The organism is Zobellella denitrificans (assembly GCF_002407485.1).
GTDB classification, from domain to species: domain Bacteria; phylum Pseudomonadota; class Gammaproteobacteria; order Enterobacterales; family Aeromonadaceae; genus Oceanimonas; species Oceanimonas denitrificans.
Map to the genome: position 1 here is coordinate 3,750,916 of NZ_CP012621.1, position 17,541 is coordinate 3,768,456.

Sequence of the window (17,541 nt, forward strand, 5' to 3'; positions counted from 1 at the left end):
GCGCCGGTGTCGCGCCGGGCCCGATATTGACTATGCCACACCGCCCAGCCGCGCCAGCAGATCCTGCAGCGCCGCGCTGGGCGGCATGTCCCGGCGGCGGATAAAGCAGGTGTTGACCCGGGCCAGGTGCTCCGGCACCGGCAGTTGCCGCACTCCCCGGCCATAGTCCCGGTGCTCCACCACCGCCCTGGGCATCAGGCTCACCCCCATGCCGGCGGCCACGCAGCCGAGGATGGCCTCGAGCGAGCCGAACTCCATCAGCCGCAGCGGCGACCGGCCCATCTCCTTCAGCCAGGCGTCGAGCCGGGCCTGGTAGGAGCAACCCTGGCGAAAACCGAGCAGGGCGCGGATACGCTCGTCCTCCAGCCCGCAGCAGCCTTCCGGCGCCACCAGCACCATGTCCTCGGCGAACAGCACCTGCTGCACCAGCTCAGGGTGATCCAGCTCGCCCCCCACCAGGGCCCCTTCCAGCCGGTATTCCAGCACGCCGCTGCACAGCTCGGCGCTGGTTCCGGTGTGCAGCCGGATCTCCACCCCGGGATAGGCCCGGTGGAAGTCCGCCAGCACCGGCGGCAGGCGGATGGCCGCCGTGGTTTCCATCGAACCCAGCACCAGGCTGCCTTCCGGCTGCGCCGCCGGTTGCACCGCCTGGTGCGCCAGCTCCGCCAGGTGCAGCAGGCGCCGGGCATAGCCCTGCAGTTTTTCCGCCGCCGGCGTCGGCACCATGCCCCTGGCCCGGCGGTAGAACAGCGGCGTGCCCAGGCTGCTCTCCAGCGCCTGCAGCCGGGCGGTCACGTTCGACTGCACGCAGTGCAGCTGACGGGCCGCCGCCGTCACCCCGCCCTGCTCCCACACCGCCAGGAACACCCTGAGTTCATGCAAATCCATCGCCATCGCCTTACCCATCACTTTTTATGAAAGCCGCATCATAACTAATCATTAGACTGGATGGCGTACAAGGGCAATGATGAAGCAGGAACGAGAACGAGGAACCACAGTGACATCCCACGCCTCCTGGCACCTGAGCCTGGCCGCCGGTATCGCCCTGCTGGCCATCGTCATGGGCATAGGCCGCTTCGCCTATACCCCGCTGCTGCCGCTGATGCAGGCCGACCAGCCCCTGTCGGATCTGCTGGCCGGCTGGCTGGCCTCGGGCAACTACCTGGGCTACCTGCTCGGCGCCCTCTGGCTGGCCGGCGCCCGCCCCGGCAGCCAGCCGCTGCCACGCCTGCGCCGCCAGCTGCTGCTGAACCTGGCCTGCGTGGCTGCCATGGGCCTGACCAGCTCCCCCTGGCTCTGGCTGCTGTGGCGTTTTCTGGCCGGCTGGAGCAGCGCCGCCGCCTTCGTGCTGGCCTCGGGGCTGGTGCTGGAGGAGCTGGCCCGCCGGGGCCGGGCGGCCAAGAGTGGCTGGCTGTACAGCGGCGTGGGACTGGGCATCGCCCTCAGCGCCCTGGCGGTGCCCTGGCTGGACGGCCTGGCCGGCTGGCGGGGTGGCTGGCTGGGGCTGGCGGCACTGGGCGGACTGCTGGCACTGCTGCCCTGGTTCGGCCTGCCCGGCGCCTCCGCCTCCGCGCCCGCCCCGGTCGTGCCGGTGGCAGGACGCCCCCCTTTCCGGCAGGGCCTGCTGCCCTGGCTGCTGCTGGCCTATTTCTGCGAGGGGCTGGGCTACATCATCACCGGCACCTTTATGGTGGCCATGCTGCACCAGCAACCGGCGCTGGCCGGGCTCGGCCACCTGAGCTGGCTGCTGGTGGGGCTGGCGGCCATCCCCTCCTGCGGCCTCTGGCTGGGGCTGGGCCACCGCCTGGGCCTGGCCGGCACCCTGGTCGCCGCCCACCTGGCGCAGGCCCTGGGCATAGTGCTGCCCCTGCTCTGGCCAGGCCCGGCCGGGGCCCTGCTCGGCGCCCTGCTGTTCGGCGGCACCTTTATGGGCATCACCGCCCTGACCCTGTCGCTGGGCCGGAAACTGGCCCCAATCTGGGTCCAGGCTACCCTGGCCGGGCTCACCGCCGCCTTCGGCCTGGGCCAGATCATCGGCCCGGTGCTGGCGGGGCTGAGCCTCAGTCACCAATACAATTACGATCAGGCCCTGCTGGGCGGCGCCCTGGCGGTGCTGCTCGGCGCCCTGGCCCTGCTCTGGGGCCGCTACCGATACCCGTTGTCAACCACCCAAGGAGAACCCTCATGCCCTACGTCAACATCAAGCTCACCCGGGAACAAGAGCCCATCACCCGGGAGCAGAAGGCCGAACTGATCGCCGGCGTCACCGAGCTGCTGGTGCAGGTGGTGGGCCGCGGCCCCGGCACCACTGTGGTGGTGATCGACGAGGTCGACACCGACAACTACGGCGTGGGTGGCGCCACCATCACCGAGCGCAGAAAGCAGGGGAAATAGCACGCCGCCGATCAGCCCGGCGAGGTGCCGCGCAGATCCAGGGGATCGACCAGGCCGGCGGCGATGGCCAGGCCCACCAGTTCGGGCAGGTTGTTCGCCGCCAGCCGCTTCATGATGCGTGAGCGGTACAGGTCCACCGTCTTGACGCTGATGCCCAGTTGCTCGGCAATCTCCCTGTTGCCGTAGCCCTGTGCCAGGGGCAGGAAGATATCCTGCTCCCGTGGGGTCAGCTCCGCCAGCCGGGCGCGCACCAACTGTCTGGCCACATCGTCGCAGGCCTCCTGCCGGCCCCGACTCAGGGCCTGTTGCACGCTGTCGAGCAGCAGCTGCTCGTTGTAGGGTTTTTCGATAAAATCCACCGCCCCGGCACGGAAGGCCCGCACCACTATGGGCACGTCGGCATGGCCGCTGACGAAGATCACCGGCAGCGCTATGCCGCGCGCGCGCATCTCCTCCTGCACATGCAGGCCACCCATGCCCGGCATGCGGATATCGAGCAGCACACAGGCATTGGCACCGGCGTCGCAGGCGGCGAGAAAGGCCTGGCCGCTGGTAAAGGGCTCGGCTTTCAGGCCCACCGACTCGAACAGCCAGACGGTGGAATCCAGCATGCCCTGGTCGTCGTCCACCACATACACGATTTGCTCCCGGGTCGGCATCATTGTCCTCCTGTCCGTTGTTCACCGGCGATGGCATTCCCCGCCCCGTCCTCGGGCCGGCGCGGCAGCCAGCAATAGAAGGTGGCGCCTTCACTGCCGTTTGGCTCCAGATCCAGGCCGCCGCCAAAGCCCTCTACGATACTGCGGCTCATGGACAAACCCAAGCCCAGGCCATCCGCCTTGCTGGTATAAAAGGGGGTGAACAGCCGCGCCCGCTGCTCGGGCCCCACCCCCGGCCCCTGATCGCTGACCCGCAGCAGCAGCCGCTCCGGCTCGGCCTCCACCCGCAGCCGGATGCGGGAGTCGGCATCCGGGTGCCGCTCCCGGTTTGCCTCTATGGCGTTGCGCAGCAGGTTGAGCAGCACCTGCTCCAGCAGCACCGGATCCCCGTACACCACCGGCAGGGCCGGCGCCAGCTGCGGCACTATGGTGATCCTGTGCCGGGCCGCCTCCCAGGCGCAGAAGTCGATGGCCTCGCGCACCACCTCCTCCATGTCCAGCGCCTGCATGCGCCGCTGCCCCTTGCGCAGGAAGCCCCGCAGCCGACTGATCACCTCGGCGGCATGGCGGGCATGGCCGGTAATACGGTGCAACCCCTCCGCTACCTTGTCCAGGGCACCGGGATTGTCGGCCATGCCGTTCAGGTAGCGCAGGCTGGCGCCGGCGTAATTGACCACGGCGGCCAGGGGCTGGTTGATCTCGTGGGCGATGCCCGAGGCCAGCTCCCCCAGGGTGACCAGCCGGGCGGTATGGGCCAGCTCGTCCTGGTGCCGGCGTTGCTGGGCCTCCCGCAGCTCCCGCTCGGTCATGTCCCGCGCCACCAGCGAAAAGTAGTACTGGCCCCCGGCGCCCTTGTGCGCCAGCAACACCAGCGACACCGTCAGGGCGGTGCCCCCGCCCAGGGGCAGCAGCCGGGCTTCGGCGGTCCAGGCGCCGTCCCGCTCGGCCGCCGCCCAGCCCTGCCGCTGCAGGCGGGCGAAGTCTTCCCCGCTCATCAGCGCGGCCAGGGCCGGCAGCGCCCCTCCTTCCTCGATCCCCAGCGCCCGCCGGCCCGAGGGGTTGACCGAGGTCAGCCGCCCTTCGGGATCGATAAAGAGCACCAGATCGGTGTTGGCCTTCACCACCTCCGCCAGGCGACGGTTGTTCTCTTCCGCCTGCACCCGGGCGGTGATGTCCCGGGACACGCACACCACCTCCACCACGGCGCCGGTGTAGGTCTCCCGGATGGCGCGGCAGGCGGTCTCGAACCACAGATAATGCCCCTGGCGGTGCCGCACCCGGTAGGTCAGGGTCAGGTAGCCGTCCCGCGCCAGGGCCTCGCCCGCCCGGCGCAGTTGCAGCGCCCTGTCCCGCGGGTGCAGCAGCGGCTGCACCGGCTGGCCGCGCAACTGCTCCGGCCAGTAGCCGAGCAGCACCCAGGAGGCGGGCGAGGCATCGAGGAAGCGGCCGTCGGGGGTATGGCGGGAGATAAGGTCGGTGGTGTTCTCGGTGATCAGCCGGTACAGGCGGGTGGCCACCGCCGCCTCGCGGCTGGCGGTCAGTTCCTCGGTCGCGTCCCGGCAGCGGGCCAGCACCCGCCGTTCGGCCGGCTCGGGAATGAACTGCCACAGCAGGATGCGCTCGCCCACCTGGGCTTCCACCTCGCCGATGGCACGGCCCTGACCCAGGCAGGCGGACACCAGCTGGCGGTAGTTGACCGGCAGCAGGGCGGCCACCTCGGTCAGGGGCCGCTCCCCCAGCAGCCGTTGCATGGCGGCATTGAGCGCCCGCGGCGTGGCGTCGGGCTCGAACTCGATGGCAGCCTGGGGATCGGTGTTGAGCAGGGGGCTACTGGCCGCCATCAGGGGCAGTTGGGCCAGTAGGCTGTGCAACAGCACCCCCAGCTCGGGCAACCAGGCCGGGTCGGCCCCGGGCGCCATGGCCACCAGCAGTATCCCCGGCCGGGGCTGGGCCAGGGGCAGCAGGCCGCCATGGACCAGCCCGGCCCGCCGCAGCCGGCCCGCCAGCCAGCAAGGCTGCTCCCTGGCCTGCTCCAGGCTCAGGTAGCGCCGTCGCTGCAAGGCCCGGTACAGCGCCAGATCGCTGGCCTGCAGCGGATCGCCCTGCCCCGGCGGCAGATCCGGCCCCCGGCCTTCATGGGCATAGATCCGCCCCCGCTCCTGCCAGCCCAGCCAGTAGGCCTGCTGTACGCCGGGGCAAGCCCGCACATAGCGGCACAGGGCATCGGCGCTTTCCCCCGCCGGACCTCCTTCCCGCAGCAGCCGTAGCCAGGCCTGCAATCGGATGCCCTGCTGTTGCTCCTCAATCATGGGTGCCACCATCTAGTGAAAACACTATAAGACTACAGAATATTTCCATAAACAATATCCCGTTGCTATAAAGTATCGCATGTTAATAAAAGATTACCTAAATGAAACAACAGTGATACAGAAGCCAACGTTCGCAAGAGGGAAAGACGATGTCCATATTTGAAACCGGCCTGGCCCCCACCGCCGTCAATCACCTGGCCCTGTCGCCGCTGAGCTTTATCGAGCGCACCGCCGCCGTTTACCCCGATTATCCGGCGGTGATCCACGGCGCCATCCGCCGGACCTGGGCCGACACCTACCAACGCTGTCGCCGCCTGGGCTCGGCCCTGGCCGGGCGGGGCATAGGCCGGGGCGACACCGTGGCGGTGATGCTGCCCAATATCCCGGCCATGCTGGAAGCCCACTTCGGCGTGCCCATGATCGGCGCCGTGCTCAACACCCTCAATGTGCGCCTGGATGCCGAGGCCATCGCCTTTATGCTGCGCCACGGCGAGGCCAAGGTGCTGATCACCGACCGGGAGTTCCACCAGGTGATCCGCGACGCCCTGGCCCTGCTGCCTGTGCCGCCGCTGGTGGTCGACGTCAACGACCCGGAATACGGCGAGGGCGAGCCGGTGAGCGAGCTGGACTACGAGGCCTTGCTGGCGGAAGGGGATCCGGCCTTCGACTGGCAGTGGCCGGAGGACGAATGGCAGGCCATTTCCCTCAACTACACCTCGGGCACCACCGGCAACCCCAAGGGAGTGGTCTATCACCACAGGGGCGCCTACCTCAACGCCCTGGGCAACCAGATGACCTGGGCCATGGGCCAGCACCCCGTCTACCTGTGGACCCTGCCCATGTTCCACTGCAACGGCTGGTGCTATCCCTGGACGGTGACCGCCCTGGCCGGCACCCATGTGTTCCTGCGCCGGGTGGATCCCCAGAAGATCCTCACCCTGATCCGCGAGCACGGGGTCAGCCATTTATGCGGCGCCCCCATCATCCTCAACGCCCTGATCAACATGCCCGAGGCCGCCAAGGCGGCCATCGACCACCCGATCCACGCCATGGTGGCGGGGGCGGCGCCGCCCGCCAAGGTGATCGGCGCCATCGAGGAAATGGGCATCAGGGTCACCCACGTCTACGGCCTGACCGAAGTCTATGGCCCGGTCACCGTCTGCGCCTGGCACCGGGAATGGGACCGGCACAGCCTGGAGGAAAGGGCCCGGCTCAAGGCCCGCCAGGGGGTGCGCTACCCCACCCTGGAGGGCGTCATGGTGGCGGATCCCAAGACCCTGGCGCCGGTCAGCAAGGACGGCCAGACCATCGGCGAAATCTTTATGCGCGGCAATACGGTGATGAAGGGCTACCTGAAAAACCCGGACGCCACCGCCGAGGCCTTCGAAGGGGGCTGGTTCCACACCGGCGATCTGGCTGTGTGCCACCCCAACGGTTACATCGAGATCAAGGACAGGCTGAAGGACATCATCATCTCCGGCGGCGAGAACATCTCCACCATCGAAGTGGAAGACGTGCTCTACAAACACCCGGCGGTGCTGGAAGTGTCGGTGGTGGCCCGGCCGGACGAGAAATGGGGCGAAACGCCCTGCGCCTTCGTGACCCTGAAAAGCGGCGAGTACGCCAGCGAAAACGACATCATCGGCTATTGCCGCCAGCACCTGGCCGGCTTCAAGGTGCCGAAGACGGTGGTGTTCACCAACCTGCCCAAGACCTCGACCGGCAAGGTGCAGAAATACGTGCTGCGCGACTGGGCCAGGGAGCTCTGACCGCGCCGCCGAAGACAAGCCGGGTGCAGGGAGCCGTCGCACCCCTTTGATCACTCAACGCCATGATCCGCACACCTGTGGTGTGCGCTGGAGGGAACCATGCAAGTATTCAAACGTCAACACGGGGCCGAACAGCCCCACTGGCCGCTCGGCCCGTTCAAGATCCGCCTGCCTTTCGTGCATTACCGCTGGGAAACAGCGGAGATGATGCAGGCGCTGATCATGTTCGTGGTCAGCCTGGCCATGATCCCGCTGCTGGAAAAATACCTGGGCCTGCCCTACGAGGTGGCCCTGGCCTATGTGGTGGTGTGCGGCATCGGCTTTATGCTGCCGGCCCTGCTCGGGGTGCCCTTCGTGCCCGGCTGGATCACCCCCGGCATTCCGGTGGTGCTGCTGTTCCTCGGTGACTTCGAGCCGGGGCCGGCCGCCATCCAGGCGCTGTTCGCGCTGCAGCTGCTGGTGTTCCTGATCTTCCTGGTGCTGGGCCTGACCCGGCTGGGCTCGGTGATGGTGCGGCTGGTGCCCAACTCGCTCAAGGGCGGCATCATCATCGGCGCCGGCATCGCCGCCCTGATGGGCGAGATCTCCAGCGGCGGCCGCCTGGCCAACACCCCCATCTCCCTGGTGCTGGGCAGCCTGATCTGCCTGTACCTGATGTTCTCGGTGTCCTTCAAGGGGCTGCTGGAGCGGGTGCCCATGGCCCGCAAGATCGTCAACTACGGCATGGTGCCGGGCATGATCATCGCCATACTGGTGGGCATCGCCGTGGGCGAATACTCCATGCCCGACGTCAGGTGGGGCATCACCCAGCCCGACTTCGCCGCCATGTGGCAGTATCTGCCGTTCAGCGTCGGCTTTCCCGAGCCCCGGGTCTTTATGCTGGCGGTGCCTACCGCGGTGATCGCCTACATCATCGCCTTCGGCGACATCATCGTCGGCCAGTCGCTGATGCAGCGGGCCGACGAGCTGCGCACCGACGAGTTGATCGAAAACAACATCGACCGGGTGCACCTGGTCACCGCCATCCGCAACGCCCTGCACGCCTGCTTCGCCCCCTACCCGGGCCTGGCCGGCCCCCTGTGGACCGCCGTCGCCGCCACCATGGCGGAGCGCTACAAGCACGGCCGCGAGGCCATGGAGTCCATCTACAGCGGGGCCGGCACCTTCTGGATCACCGGTTTCCTCGCCCTGTTCATGCTGCCCCTGGTCAGCTTTTTCCAGCCGGTGCTGCCCATCGCCCTGTCGCTGACCCTGATCCTCACCGGCTACATCTGCCTGATGGTGGGCTTCGAGCAGCTCAACAACAACACCGAGCGGGGCATCGCCGGCACCATGGGCGTGGTGCTGGCGGTGTACGGCGCCAGCTGGGGCCTGGCCACCGGGGTCATCCTCTACATCCTGGTGGAGCGCACCCATCTGCTGCGCTTCAGCACCAAGTCGCCGGACAATGGCTGAGTCAGGCGGGGCCCGTCGGGCCCCTTTCAAGGAGCACCCATGAGAACCTTTACCACCCTGGCCGGCAACAGCCAGAAACTGGATGGCGGCGCCATGTTCGGCAACGCCCCCAAGGCCCTGTGGAACCGCTGGATGCCGGCGGACGAACACAACCGCATCCGCCTCGGCTGCCGGGCCCTGCTGGTGCAGGAACCGGGCCGCAACATACTGATCGAAACCGGCATCGGCGCCTTCTTCTCGCCCGAGCTGAAAAGCCGCTTCGGGGTGCAGGAAGAGCACCATGTGCTGCTCGACAGCCTGGCCGCCGTCGGCCTCGGCCATGACGACATCGACATCGTCATCCTCACCCACCTGCATTTCGACCACGCCGGCGGCCTGCTCTCGGCCTGGCGCCCGGACGCCCCCTGCCAGCTGCTGTTCCCCCGGGCCCGCTTTATCACCGGCCGGCGTCACTGGCAGCGAGCCCAAAAGCCCCATGCCCGCGACCGGGCTTCCTTTATTCCCGAGCTCGTGGCGCGGCTGGAAGACAGCGGACGGTTGCTGCTGCTGGACGAAGGGGACGGCCCGCCCCTGCTCGGCCCCGGCTGGCGCTTTCATGTCAGCGACGGCCACACCCCGGGCCAGCTGCTGCCGGAATTCGCCATGCCCGGGGGCCCGGTGGTGTTCGCCGGCGATCTCATTCCCGGCGCCCCCTGGGTGCACCTGCCGATCACCATGGGCTACGACCGCTTCCCGGAAGGGCTGATCGAGGAGAAGGAGCAACTGCTGGCCGACCTGGTCGAACGGGGCGGCCGCATCGTGCTGACCCACGATCCGGACATCGCCCTGGGCCGGGTCGGCCGGGACGAGCGGGGCCGCTTTATCCTGAGCGAGACCCGCGCCGAGGCCAGACGGCAGGCCGCCTGAAAGCCCGCCGCAAGGGTGGCAGAAAGCCCTGCCGCCGCTACCGTTCCAGAAACGCCAGGGCGCCGGTGACCAGGGCGGCGATGCCGGTTTCCAGGGAGGGCTGGCGGTCGGGCGCGTAGTAGGGCGAGTGGGGCATGGGCAGCTGGCGCATGCGATCATAGACCCGCTCGCCGCGGGTGCCGGCCCAGCTCTCGGCGGTGGCGGCGCCGATAAACCAGTAGGCGTAGGGGATGTCCCCGCCCTCGAAGCCGCCGGCGGCGGCGTTGCCGAAGTAGGGGAAGTCCTCGCTGCCGCCGAGCCGCCCCATCTCGAACAGCCGTTGCTCGCCGAAGTAGTCGCCGTGGGCCCGGCGCAGCCGTTCCACGGTGGCGGCGTCGTTGTCCAGGGTGATGGTTTCGCTCAGCACCCGGTATTCCGCCGGCTTCGGCGAGCGCCCCGCCAGGCACTCGGCGTCGATGATGCGCCGGATAGCATCCAGCACCTGTTGCAGCAGCGTGTCGCTGAAGCAGCGCACGTTGATCTCCAGCTCGGCGCTGTGGGGGATGATGTTGCCCTGGGTGCCCGCCTGCAGCTTGCCCACCGTCACCACCACCTGCTCGCTGGGCTCCACTTCCCGGGAGACGATGGTCTGCAGCCGTACCACGGCGTGGGCGGCGATCACCACCGGGTCCACCGCCTGGGCCGGCATGGAGCCGTGGCCGCCGTTGCCGTGGATGGTCACCCCCAGGGTGGTGGCCGCGGCCATGGCCCGGCCGGCGATGTGGCCCACCATGCCGGCCAGCGCCGGCATGTTGTGCTGGCCCAAGATGACGTCGGGCCGGGCGATGCGCTCGTAGAGGCCGTCCCTGAGCATGGCGCGGGCACCGCCGAACACCTCCTCCGCCGGCTGGTGCACCACCATCAGGGTGCCCCGCCAGTGCTCGCGCAGGGCATGGAGCACGGCGGCGGCGCCGGTCAGGCAGCTGGCGTGCAGGTCGTGGCCGCAGGCGTGCATCACCGCCGGCCCCTCCCCGCCGTGGCGGCAGCTGGCGTAATCGAGCCCGGTCTGCTCGCGGATGGGCAGGGCGTCCATGTCGCCGCGCAGCATCACGCAGGGCCCCTCGCCGTTTTGCAGCAGGCCCACCACCCCGGTCTTGCCGAGGCCGGTGGTCACCTCATAGCCGATGGCGTCCAGCCGGGCGGCCAGCTTGCGGCCGGTCTCGACCTCTTCGAACGGCAGCTCCGGATGCCGGTGCAGGTCCTGGTAGAGGTGGTCGATATCGTCGTAGACACGGGCCAGGGCGCCCTTGATCAGCTCATGTATCTGCATGGGGTTTCCTTATACCTTGGACGCCACGGCGTCGGTCTTGTTGTTGAACAGCCATTGCCACAGGGCCACCACCAGCAGGTTGAGCAAAAAGCCCCAGAAGCCGGGATGGAACTGCAGCGGCGACGGCAGGTAGAACTGGTACAGCAGGGTCAGGCCGCTGCCCAGCAGGGTGCCGGCGATCACCGCCTGTTTGGTGAGGGCGGGCAGGAAGAGGGCGCCGACCACCATGGGCATCAGCTGCACTATGATGCCGAAGGCGCCCAGCAGCACCGCCACCAGCGACGCCGGGTTGTAGAGCGCGAACAGGTAGCCGAGCAGCGACACCACCAGCACCCCCAGCTGGATGGCCCGCACCACGGCCCGTTCGGACGCCTTGCGCATCACCGAGATGCAGAGGATGTCGCGCACCGCTATGGTGGCGGCGGTATGGGCCAGGTTGGCGCCGGTGGACATGGCCGCCGCCAGGGCGCCGGACAGCATGATGCCGGTCACCCAGGGCGAGAAGCCGGCCACGTCCATCACCAGCTTGAGCAGCACCTCGTCGGGCCGGGCCAGGGGCTGATCGGCGAACACCAGGATGCCGGCGAAGCCGATCAGCAGCAGGGGCACCAGCAGGTAGGCGAACAGCGGGTAGAACACGGCCACCTGGCGCAGGGTACGGTCGTTTTCGGCGGTGTAGAACTTCATGAACAGGTGCGGCCACATGGCGCCGCCGAAGGCGCTGACCAGTATGGCGGTGCTGAAGGCGCCCCAGCCCATGACCCCGGTGGCGCCCGGCATCACCAGGTACTCGGGCATCTGCAGCTGGATCTGCTCGAACATGGGACCCACGCCGCCGAACAGGCGGTCGGTCACCGCCCAGCCGAGGAACCAGGCGATGGCCACCATCATCACCCCCTGCAGCAGGTTGGTCCAGCCGATGCCGCCCAGGCCGCTGCAGTACACATAGGCCGCCACCACCAGGAAGGCGAGCAGCGCCCCCAGCCAGAAGGGCACCAGGCCGCCGGTGGCCGCCTGGAACAGCAGGCCGGCGCCGGCGATCTGGATGGCCAGGTAGGGGATCAGCGCGACCACGCTGATGATGCCGGCGAAGGCGCCCAGGCCCGGGCTGCGATAGTGATGGGCGATCAGGTCGGCCTGGGTCAGGTAGCCGTGGGCCTTGCCCAGCTCGCGCACCCGCGGCCCCATCACCCAGATGATGATGGGGATAAGACTCAGGTAAGCCAGGATGTAGAGGGCGGGGGCGCCGTGTTTGTAGGCCCAGCCCGGGGTGCCGAGAAAGGCGAAGGCGGAAAAGATTTCCGCCCCCAGGATAAAGAACAGGATCAGCACTCCCACGTGGCGGCCGCCGGCCACGTACTGCTCCAGGCTGGAGCCGGTGCCCTTGCCGCGGGCGCGCACCCCCACCCACAGCACCAGCAGCAGGTAGGACAGGGTAATGCCGGTAACGATGACGGCGTCAGACATGGCGCTGGCCTCCATACTGCTTGATAAAGGCGGCCAGCAGGCCGGCGAACAGCAGGAACATCCACAGGATGTACCAGAAGAACAGGAACGGCAGGCCCAGTATCATGGGCTCCACCCGGTTGGCGATCAGGGCCCCGGGCCAGATCATGGCCAGGGTGCAAAGCACAAAGTGCAGCCCTATCCAGCGGTTGGTATTCATAAAGCATCTCCTTCGCAATGGCTTTCCTCGACTCGCCGACAGGGCAAGTGTTAATAATCAAGATAGGACTTGTTACAGCAATATAAAAAATAGTAAATATCTATACCCGCAATGCCATTAAGGTATGGAGACCGGTGTGAAACCACCGGAATGTTGAGATGGATTTTCGCCAGTTGCATTATTTCGTCGCCGTGGTGGAGGAAGGCTCCCTGTCGGCGGCCAGCCGCCGGGTGCACATCGCCCAGCCGGCCCTGACCCGCCAGATCCACGCCCTGGAAGAAAAACTGCAGGTCAGCCTGTTCGAGCGCCATACCCGGGGCATGACGCTGACCGTGGCCGGCCAGGCGCTCTACGAAGAAGCCGGCAAGATGCTGGAAAACCGGGAGCAGGTGATGGCGCGCATCCGCGCCCTGGGCCAGGGTCTGACCGGCAAGGTCACCCTGGGGGTGACGGTGTCCCACCTGTGGGTGCCGGATATCCGGCGGCTGCTGGCCCGCTTCCGGGACGACTACCCCCAGGTGGCGCTGGAAGTCTATCCGCTGCTCTCGGGGCCCCAGGGCGAGAGGCTGAAGGAGGGCAGCATAGACGCGGGTTTCCTGTATCTGGAGGACAGGGTTCCCGACTTCCTGCAGAGCCATCTGTTCCACCGGGATCACCTGGTGCTGGCGGTGCCCGCCGGCTCCCCGCTGGTGGCCTCGCCGCCCGCCCGGGTGCGGGCGCTGAACGAGTTCGACTTCGTCTGGGGCCCCCGCCATACCTCCCCCCTCTATTACGATCGGCTGAGCGCCTACTTCACCCGGCTCGGCCTGGTGCCCCGGGTGGTGCAGCAGGGGGCCGACAACATCACCATCCTCAGCCTGGTCGCCGCCGGCCTGGGCATTTCCATCGTGCCCGGCGACTGCCGCTGGAGCTCGCCGCCCGGGGTGCACTTTATCGACATGGCCGAGCTGCGGGAGTGCGACATGTCGATCCACTTCGCCTGGAACCGCCACAACCACTCCCCGGCCCTGCAGAATTTCATCCATATCGTGCAGGGCAGCCCTGCCCCCGCCGACGGCTGAGGGCCTGGGCAAGCCCGTTCACTGTTAAAGAAATATTTCACGAAATGGCATTTTGTTAAGACTTAGGTCGCATGGCACAAAGCGGTAACAGGCCATACCATGGGCGCCAACATGACACCATAGTGATGAGCATCATCAAGGAGAGTCCCGTGTCAGAGGCCCAATCCCCCCGTTACCGCGATTTGCGCAAGCCCCGGCGCGAGTTCGACAGCCGCGCCGCCTACCTGGAGCACGAGCTGTCGATCATGGCCCCCCGCCGCTGGCGCATCAACCTGCCGTTTCGCGACTACAGCTTCGAACTGGAAGATCTGGTGCCGGCCCTGGCCGCGACCATCGGCAAGATAGTGATGGTGGCCGCCGTGGTGGCCGCCTTCGCCGGCCCGCTCGGCCTCGGCAACGACTTCGTGGTGGAAAACGTCCGCTTCGAGATGCTGATCGCCGCCCTGCTGTTCGTGATCCTGTTCTCGGGGCTGATCAACCCCAACGCCAACCTGGCCGGCACCCACGGCCCCATGATCCCGCTGATCCCGCTGATCGTCGCCTCCGGCGGTCACCCCCTGGCATTGGGGCTGATGGTGGGCCTGTTCGGCCTGCTGCTCAGCATCAGCAAGGGCGGCAGCAAGCTGATGGCGCTTACCAGCGACGGGGTGCGCGGCGGCCTGCTGATCTACCTGGGCGCCATGGGCCTGCTCAGCCAGATCAAGGCGCTCAACGCCTGGGCCACGGGCATCGACATGGGCCATATCGCCTTTGCGGTGATCCTCGCCACCATCATCATGTACGCCCTGCTGGCCCGGCTGGAAATGCGCTGGCTGTCGATCCCGCTCGGCTCCGGCCTGGCCTTCCTGATCGCCATCGTCCTGGGTGCGCCCTTCGAGTTCGTGACCGAGCCGGGCATCCCCCACCTGAGCCCGGGCTACTGGTGGGGCGAAAGCACCGGCTGGCAGATGGGCTGGCCCGAGCTGCACCACTTTGTGAGCGTGATCCCCTTCGCGGTGCTGGCGGTGGCCATGTGGTCGCCGGACTTTATGGGCCACCGGGTGTTCCAGGAGCTGAACTACCCGAAGAAGGCCGACAAGGTGCTGATGAACGTGGACGACACCATGGGCGTGGCCTCGGTACGCCAGGCGGTGGGCAGCCTGCTCGGCGGCGGCAACCTGGCCTCCTCCTGGGGCACCTACATGATCCCCGCCGCCATCGCCAAGCGCCCCATCCCCGCCGGCGCCGTGCTCACCGGCCTGTTCTGCGTGGTCGCCGCCCTCTGGGGCTACCCCATGGATCTGGCGGTGTGGGATCCGGTGCTGCGGGTGGCGCTGCTCGTCGGTGTCTTCATGCCTTTGCTGGAAGCCGGCATGCAGATGACCCGCAACACCACCAGCAGCCAGTCCGCCGGCATAGTGGTGTTCGCCTCCGCCTTCGTCAACCCGGTGTTCGGCTGGTCCATGACCATGCTGCTCGACAACCTGGGACTTATCGGTGACAAGGAGCGCGGCAAGAAGCTGCGCCTGATGGACCGCTGGGTGATCCCCGGCATCACCTTCGCGGTGCTGCTGGTGATCATGGCCATGGTGGGCATGCTGCCCGGCATACCGGCGCTGATGAAGATCTCCTGAAAGACCTCAAGTGAAGTTCACGTTTCCAACCGGGGCCCAGCCCCGGTTTTTTTTGATTCGCCGCCGCAAAGGCCCTACTCGCCGATGGCGAGAAACAGCGGCTCGTCTACAGCTCGCCGGTTGTCGATGGCGGCCCGGATACGGCCGTCGACCTCGGCTTCCTCATACAGGCCGCACACCCTGAACTGCTTCTTGAAATCGATGCTGTCGCCCAGGTAGTCATAGAGCACCCGGGTACAGGCCGGGGTGCGATGGCTCTTGGACGACACGCCGATTTTCACGCCGAGCAGGTGCCTGAGCTGGCTCTTGTAGGAGGGGAACAGCACCGTCTGGGTGATTTCGTTTTCCGTCAGCGCCTCGTAGTCCATCAGGAAGATACGGTCGCACAGGTTGACGGCGATGCCATGGTAACGGCAGTGGGTCACTTTTTCGCCGCGCGCCCCCGCGCCGATCAGCCGTTCGTACCTGGTGTAGGCGATGCCCTGTTTGCTGGTGCTGAGCTGGATCAGCGAGCGGAAAATCCGTCCCGGGTAGCCCAGGGAATAGTAGTATTCGTGATACCAGCCCAGGTAGCGCTCCAGGCTCGGCCGGGACCGACTGCGCAGCTCGGCCATTTTCCGGGAGTAGCCGTCCTGGGGAGCATTCCCGGCGCGAGCCGCGATCACCTGCTTGGTGAACTGCTCATGGGGCATCAGGATCTCGAACTCCTCCACCCCGAAAAAGTCGCAGATCAGGCGCAGGTTCGCCTTGGAGGGATGCACCTTGCCGCTCAGGTACTTGTTGAACTGGGTCCGGTTGATGCCCATTTTCTGGCATACCTGGGCCATCGACGGGTAGTGGCCGCAGAGCAGCTTCAGGTTGTCCGTAAAATCCACCCGGCTCACTCCCTGCCTTCCAGGCACATCATGCTTTTCCTCCCGCCCCGGAAGCCATCACCTTGCTTCCCGGCCTGCATTCTGCTCCCGAAAGGTGCGGCCGCAGCCGGCTTCCTTCTTCGCTTTCCCCTGATCATCGTCGTCTCTCCAAGGACTTGGCCGCCCGGCAGGGCGGCCATGGCTGTGGCCAATTGTGCCACCGGGACGGCTCCCATGCCATTTGCGGAAGGCCCCGGTTGGCACCTTTCCGACCGGGCGCACAGATTGCGCCAGGGATGACGCACCAAGTGCGCCGGGCTGTGCCGGCTGCGAACTGCTCGCCGACGGCGGCCCCTGCTCTAATGGATACCCAGGAGGCGCCTGCGGGGCGCCATCTCCTCCGTCCCAACCACAAGGAAGTCGGCCATGAAACTCTTGCATCGCATCCCCACCTTTTCCGCTGTCGCCCTGGCCAGCGCCCTGGCGCTGAGCCCCCTTACCGCCCTCTCCGCCGAGACCCTGCGGCTGTCGGCGATCGAGCCCCCCACCTCCACCGTGGTGGCGTTCGCCAATGCCTTCTCGGCGCGGGTCAGGCAGTACAGCCAGGACAGCATCGACATCAAGGTCTATCCCTCCAGCCAGCTCGGCGACTGGGTCGAGGTGCACGAACAGGTGATGGAAGGCACCATCGATCTCGCCCTGCAGCCTTTGTCCAACAGCTTCAACGAAGTGCTCGCCCTGCAATGGTTCCCCTACGCGGCCCTCGACTTCGAATCCGGCCGGGATGCCTTCTCGGAAGGCGGCGTCGTCCATGAAATCATCAACGAGGCCCTGGCCGAGCAGGACATCAAGATACTGGGCGCCTTTGTCTCAGGCATGGGCGGCATCGTCTATACCAGGCCGGCGCCCGCCCCCCGGGATCCGAACGCCAGCCAGGGCCTCAAGATCCGGGTCTGGCCGGGTGGCACCACCCACCAGGAGCTGCTCAAGCGCCTGGGCTATCAGACCGCCCCCATCCCCTGGTCGGATCTTTATACCGCCATGCAGACCGGGGTGGTGGATGGCGCCATCGGGGCGACGCCCGAGCTGGTCATGAACAACTTCGCCGACATCGCCAAGATGTGGGTGCAGAACAACGACCACTTCGAGGTGTCTTTCCTGGCGGTGAACAAGGGCCGTTTCGACAGCCTCTCCCGGGAGCAGCAGCAGGCCATCCGCCGGGCCGCCACCGAGCTGTCCGCCGAGCGCTTCGCCACGGCCGAGCAGGAGCACGAGAAATTCCTGCAGCAGATGCGCGACAAGGGGATTGAGGTGGTGGAGCTGGACAAGTCCGAACTCGAGTCCGTGGCCCGGGTGGTGCGTGCCGATGTCTGGCCGAAGATAGAGGATGAAATAGGCGCTATCAACATGGCCCGCCTGAAGCTCAGCCTGGGCATCAGGTAGTCCCTCCGGCCAGTGGCCGGCATCCGGTGACAGGGCCCTACCCGAGTGGGGCCATCCCCGCCGGCACCACCGCCATGCCCACTTTGGCATAAGACCCGCCCTT

Annotated in this window: 15 protein-coding genes; 8 read left to right on the forward strand and 7 right to left on the reverse strand. The window is 67.2% G+C overall.

Annotation, left to right across the window (positions count from 1 at the left end):
* Positions 1-30: 30 nt before the first annotated feature.
* Positions 31-888 (reverse strand): LysR family transcriptional regulator, encoded by an 858-nt coding sequence (locus tag AN401_RS17650; protein ID WP_157772323.1) that lies wholly within the window; start codon positions 886-888, stop codon positions 31-33.
* Positions 889-997: 109 nt separating this feature from the next.
* On the opposite strand from AN401_RS17650, the gene AN401_RS17655 reads away from it, so the two are divergent.
* Complete coding sequence (locus AN401_RS17655) at positions 998-2,254, forward strand: YbfB/YjiJ family MFS transporter (RefSeq protein WP_157772325.1); 1,257 nt, start codon at positions 998-1,000, stop codon at positions 2,252-2,254.
* Positions 2,185-2,394: a tautomerase family protein gene (locus tag AN401_RS17660; protein WP_096780079.1), complete on the forward strand. Its 210-nt coding sequence runs from the start codon at positions 2,185-2,187 to the stop codon at positions 2,392-2,394. The genes AN401_RS17655 and AN401_RS17660 overlap by 70 nt, the downstream gene beginning before the upstream one ends.
* A gap of 11 nt (positions 2,395-2,405) precedes the next feature.
* On the opposite strand, the gene AN401_RS17665 is transcribed toward AN401_RS17660, so the two are convergent.
* Positions 2,406-3,056, reverse strand: a complete 651-nt coding sequence (locus AN401_RS17665) for a response regulator transcription factor (protein ID WP_096780080.1) — start codon at positions 3,054-3,056, stop codon at positions 2,406-2,408.
* Positions 3,053-5,362: a PAS domain-containing sensor histidine kinase gene (locus AN401_RS17670; RefSeq protein ID WP_096780404.1), complete on the reverse strand. Its 2,310-nt coding sequence runs from the start codon at positions 5,360-5,362 to the stop codon at positions 3,053-3,055. Before AN401_RS17670 ends, AN401_RS17665 begins: the two co-directional genes overlap by 4 nt.
* Positions 5,363-5,511: 149 nt before the next feature.
* On the opposite strand from AN401_RS17670, the gene AN401_RS17675 reads away from it, so the two are divergent.
* The 3 genes from AN401_RS17675 (at position 5,512) to AN401_RS17685 (ending at position 9,492) form a co-directional block, all read left to right on the forward strand.
* Complete coding sequence (locus AN401_RS17675) at positions 5,512-7,131, forward strand: acyl-CoA synthetase (protein WP_096780081.1); 1,620 nt, start codon at positions 5,512-5,514, stop codon at positions 7,129-7,131.
* Positions 7,132-7,230: 99 nt separating this feature from the next.
* Positions 7,231-8,586, forward strand: a complete 1,356-nt coding sequence (locus AN401_RS17680) for a solute carrier family 23 protein (RefSeq protein ID WP_096780082.1) — start codon at positions 7,231-7,233, stop codon at positions 8,584-8,586.
* Between the two features lie 39 nt (positions 8,587-8,625).
* On the forward strand, positions 8,626-9,492 hold the full coding sequence (locus AN401_RS17685; RefSeq protein ID WP_096780083.1) for an MBL fold metallo-hydrolase: 867 nt from the start codon (positions 8,626-8,628) through the stop codon (positions 9,490-9,492).
* Positions 9,493-9,529: 37 nt separating this feature from the next.
* Here AN401_RS17685 and AN401_RS17690 read toward each other — a convergent pair whose 3' ends face one another.
* From AN401_RS17690 to AN401_RS17700, 3 genes are read right to left on the reverse strand one after another with little or no spacing between them, the layout of a single operon-like run.
* Positions 9,530-10,801, reverse strand: coding sequence for an amidohydrolase (locus tag AN401_RS17690; RefSeq protein WP_096780084.1), 1,272 nt, complete (start codon positions 10,799-10,801; stop codon positions 9,530-9,532).
* 9 nt (positions 10,802-10,810) lie between these two features.
* Positions 10,811-12,268 carry a sodium:solute symporter family protein gene (locus AN401_RS17695; protein WP_096780085.1) on the reverse strand — a complete coding sequence of 486 codons (1,458 nt, stop codon included), beginning with the start codon at positions 12,266-12,268 and terminating at the stop codon, positions 10,811-10,813.
* Positions 12,261-12,467: a hypothetical protein gene (locus AN401_RS17700; protein WP_094039059.1), complete on the reverse strand. Its 207-nt coding sequence runs from the start codon at positions 12,465-12,467 to the stop codon at positions 12,261-12,263. Before AN401_RS17700 ends, AN401_RS17695 begins: the two co-directional genes overlap by 8 nt.
* 158 nt (positions 12,468-12,625) lie before the next feature.
* Here AN401_RS17700 and AN401_RS17705 point away from each other — a divergent pair, with 158 nt between their 5' ends.
* Together AN401_RS17705 and AN401_RS17710 are read left to right on the forward strand one after the other, a co-directional pair.
* Positions 12,626-13,528, forward strand: a complete 903-nt coding sequence (locus AN401_RS17705) for a LysR family transcriptional regulator (RefSeq protein ID WP_094039060.1) — start codon at positions 12,626-12,628, stop codon at positions 13,526-13,528.
* A 149-nt stretch (positions 13,529-13,677) separates the two neighbouring features.
* Positions 13,678-15,141: a DUF3360 family protein gene (locus AN401_RS17710; protein ID WP_232513344.1), complete on the forward strand. Its 1,464-nt coding sequence runs from the start codon at positions 13,678-13,680 to the stop codon at positions 15,139-15,141.
* Positions 15,142-15,215: 74 nt separating this feature from the next.
* Here the strand turns inward: AN401_RS17710 and AN401_RS17715 are convergent, their stop codons facing one another.
* The gene (locus tag AN401_RS17715) at positions 15,216-16,016 is read right to left on the reverse strand and encodes a helix-turn-helix domain-containing protein (protein ID WP_142995585.1); all 801 of its coding nucleotides are present in this window, start codon (positions 16,014-16,016) and stop codon (positions 15,216-15,218) included.
* 405 nt (positions 16,017-16,421) lie between these two features.
* On the opposite strand from AN401_RS17715, the gene dctP reads away from it, so the two are divergent.
* Positions 16,422-17,438, forward strand: coding sequence for a TRAP transporter substrate-binding protein DctP (dctP, locus tag AN401_RS17725; protein ID WP_094039064.1), 1,017 nt, complete (start codon positions 16,422-16,424; stop codon positions 17,436-17,438).
* The last annotated feature ends 103 nt before the right edge of the window (positions 17,439-17,541 follow it).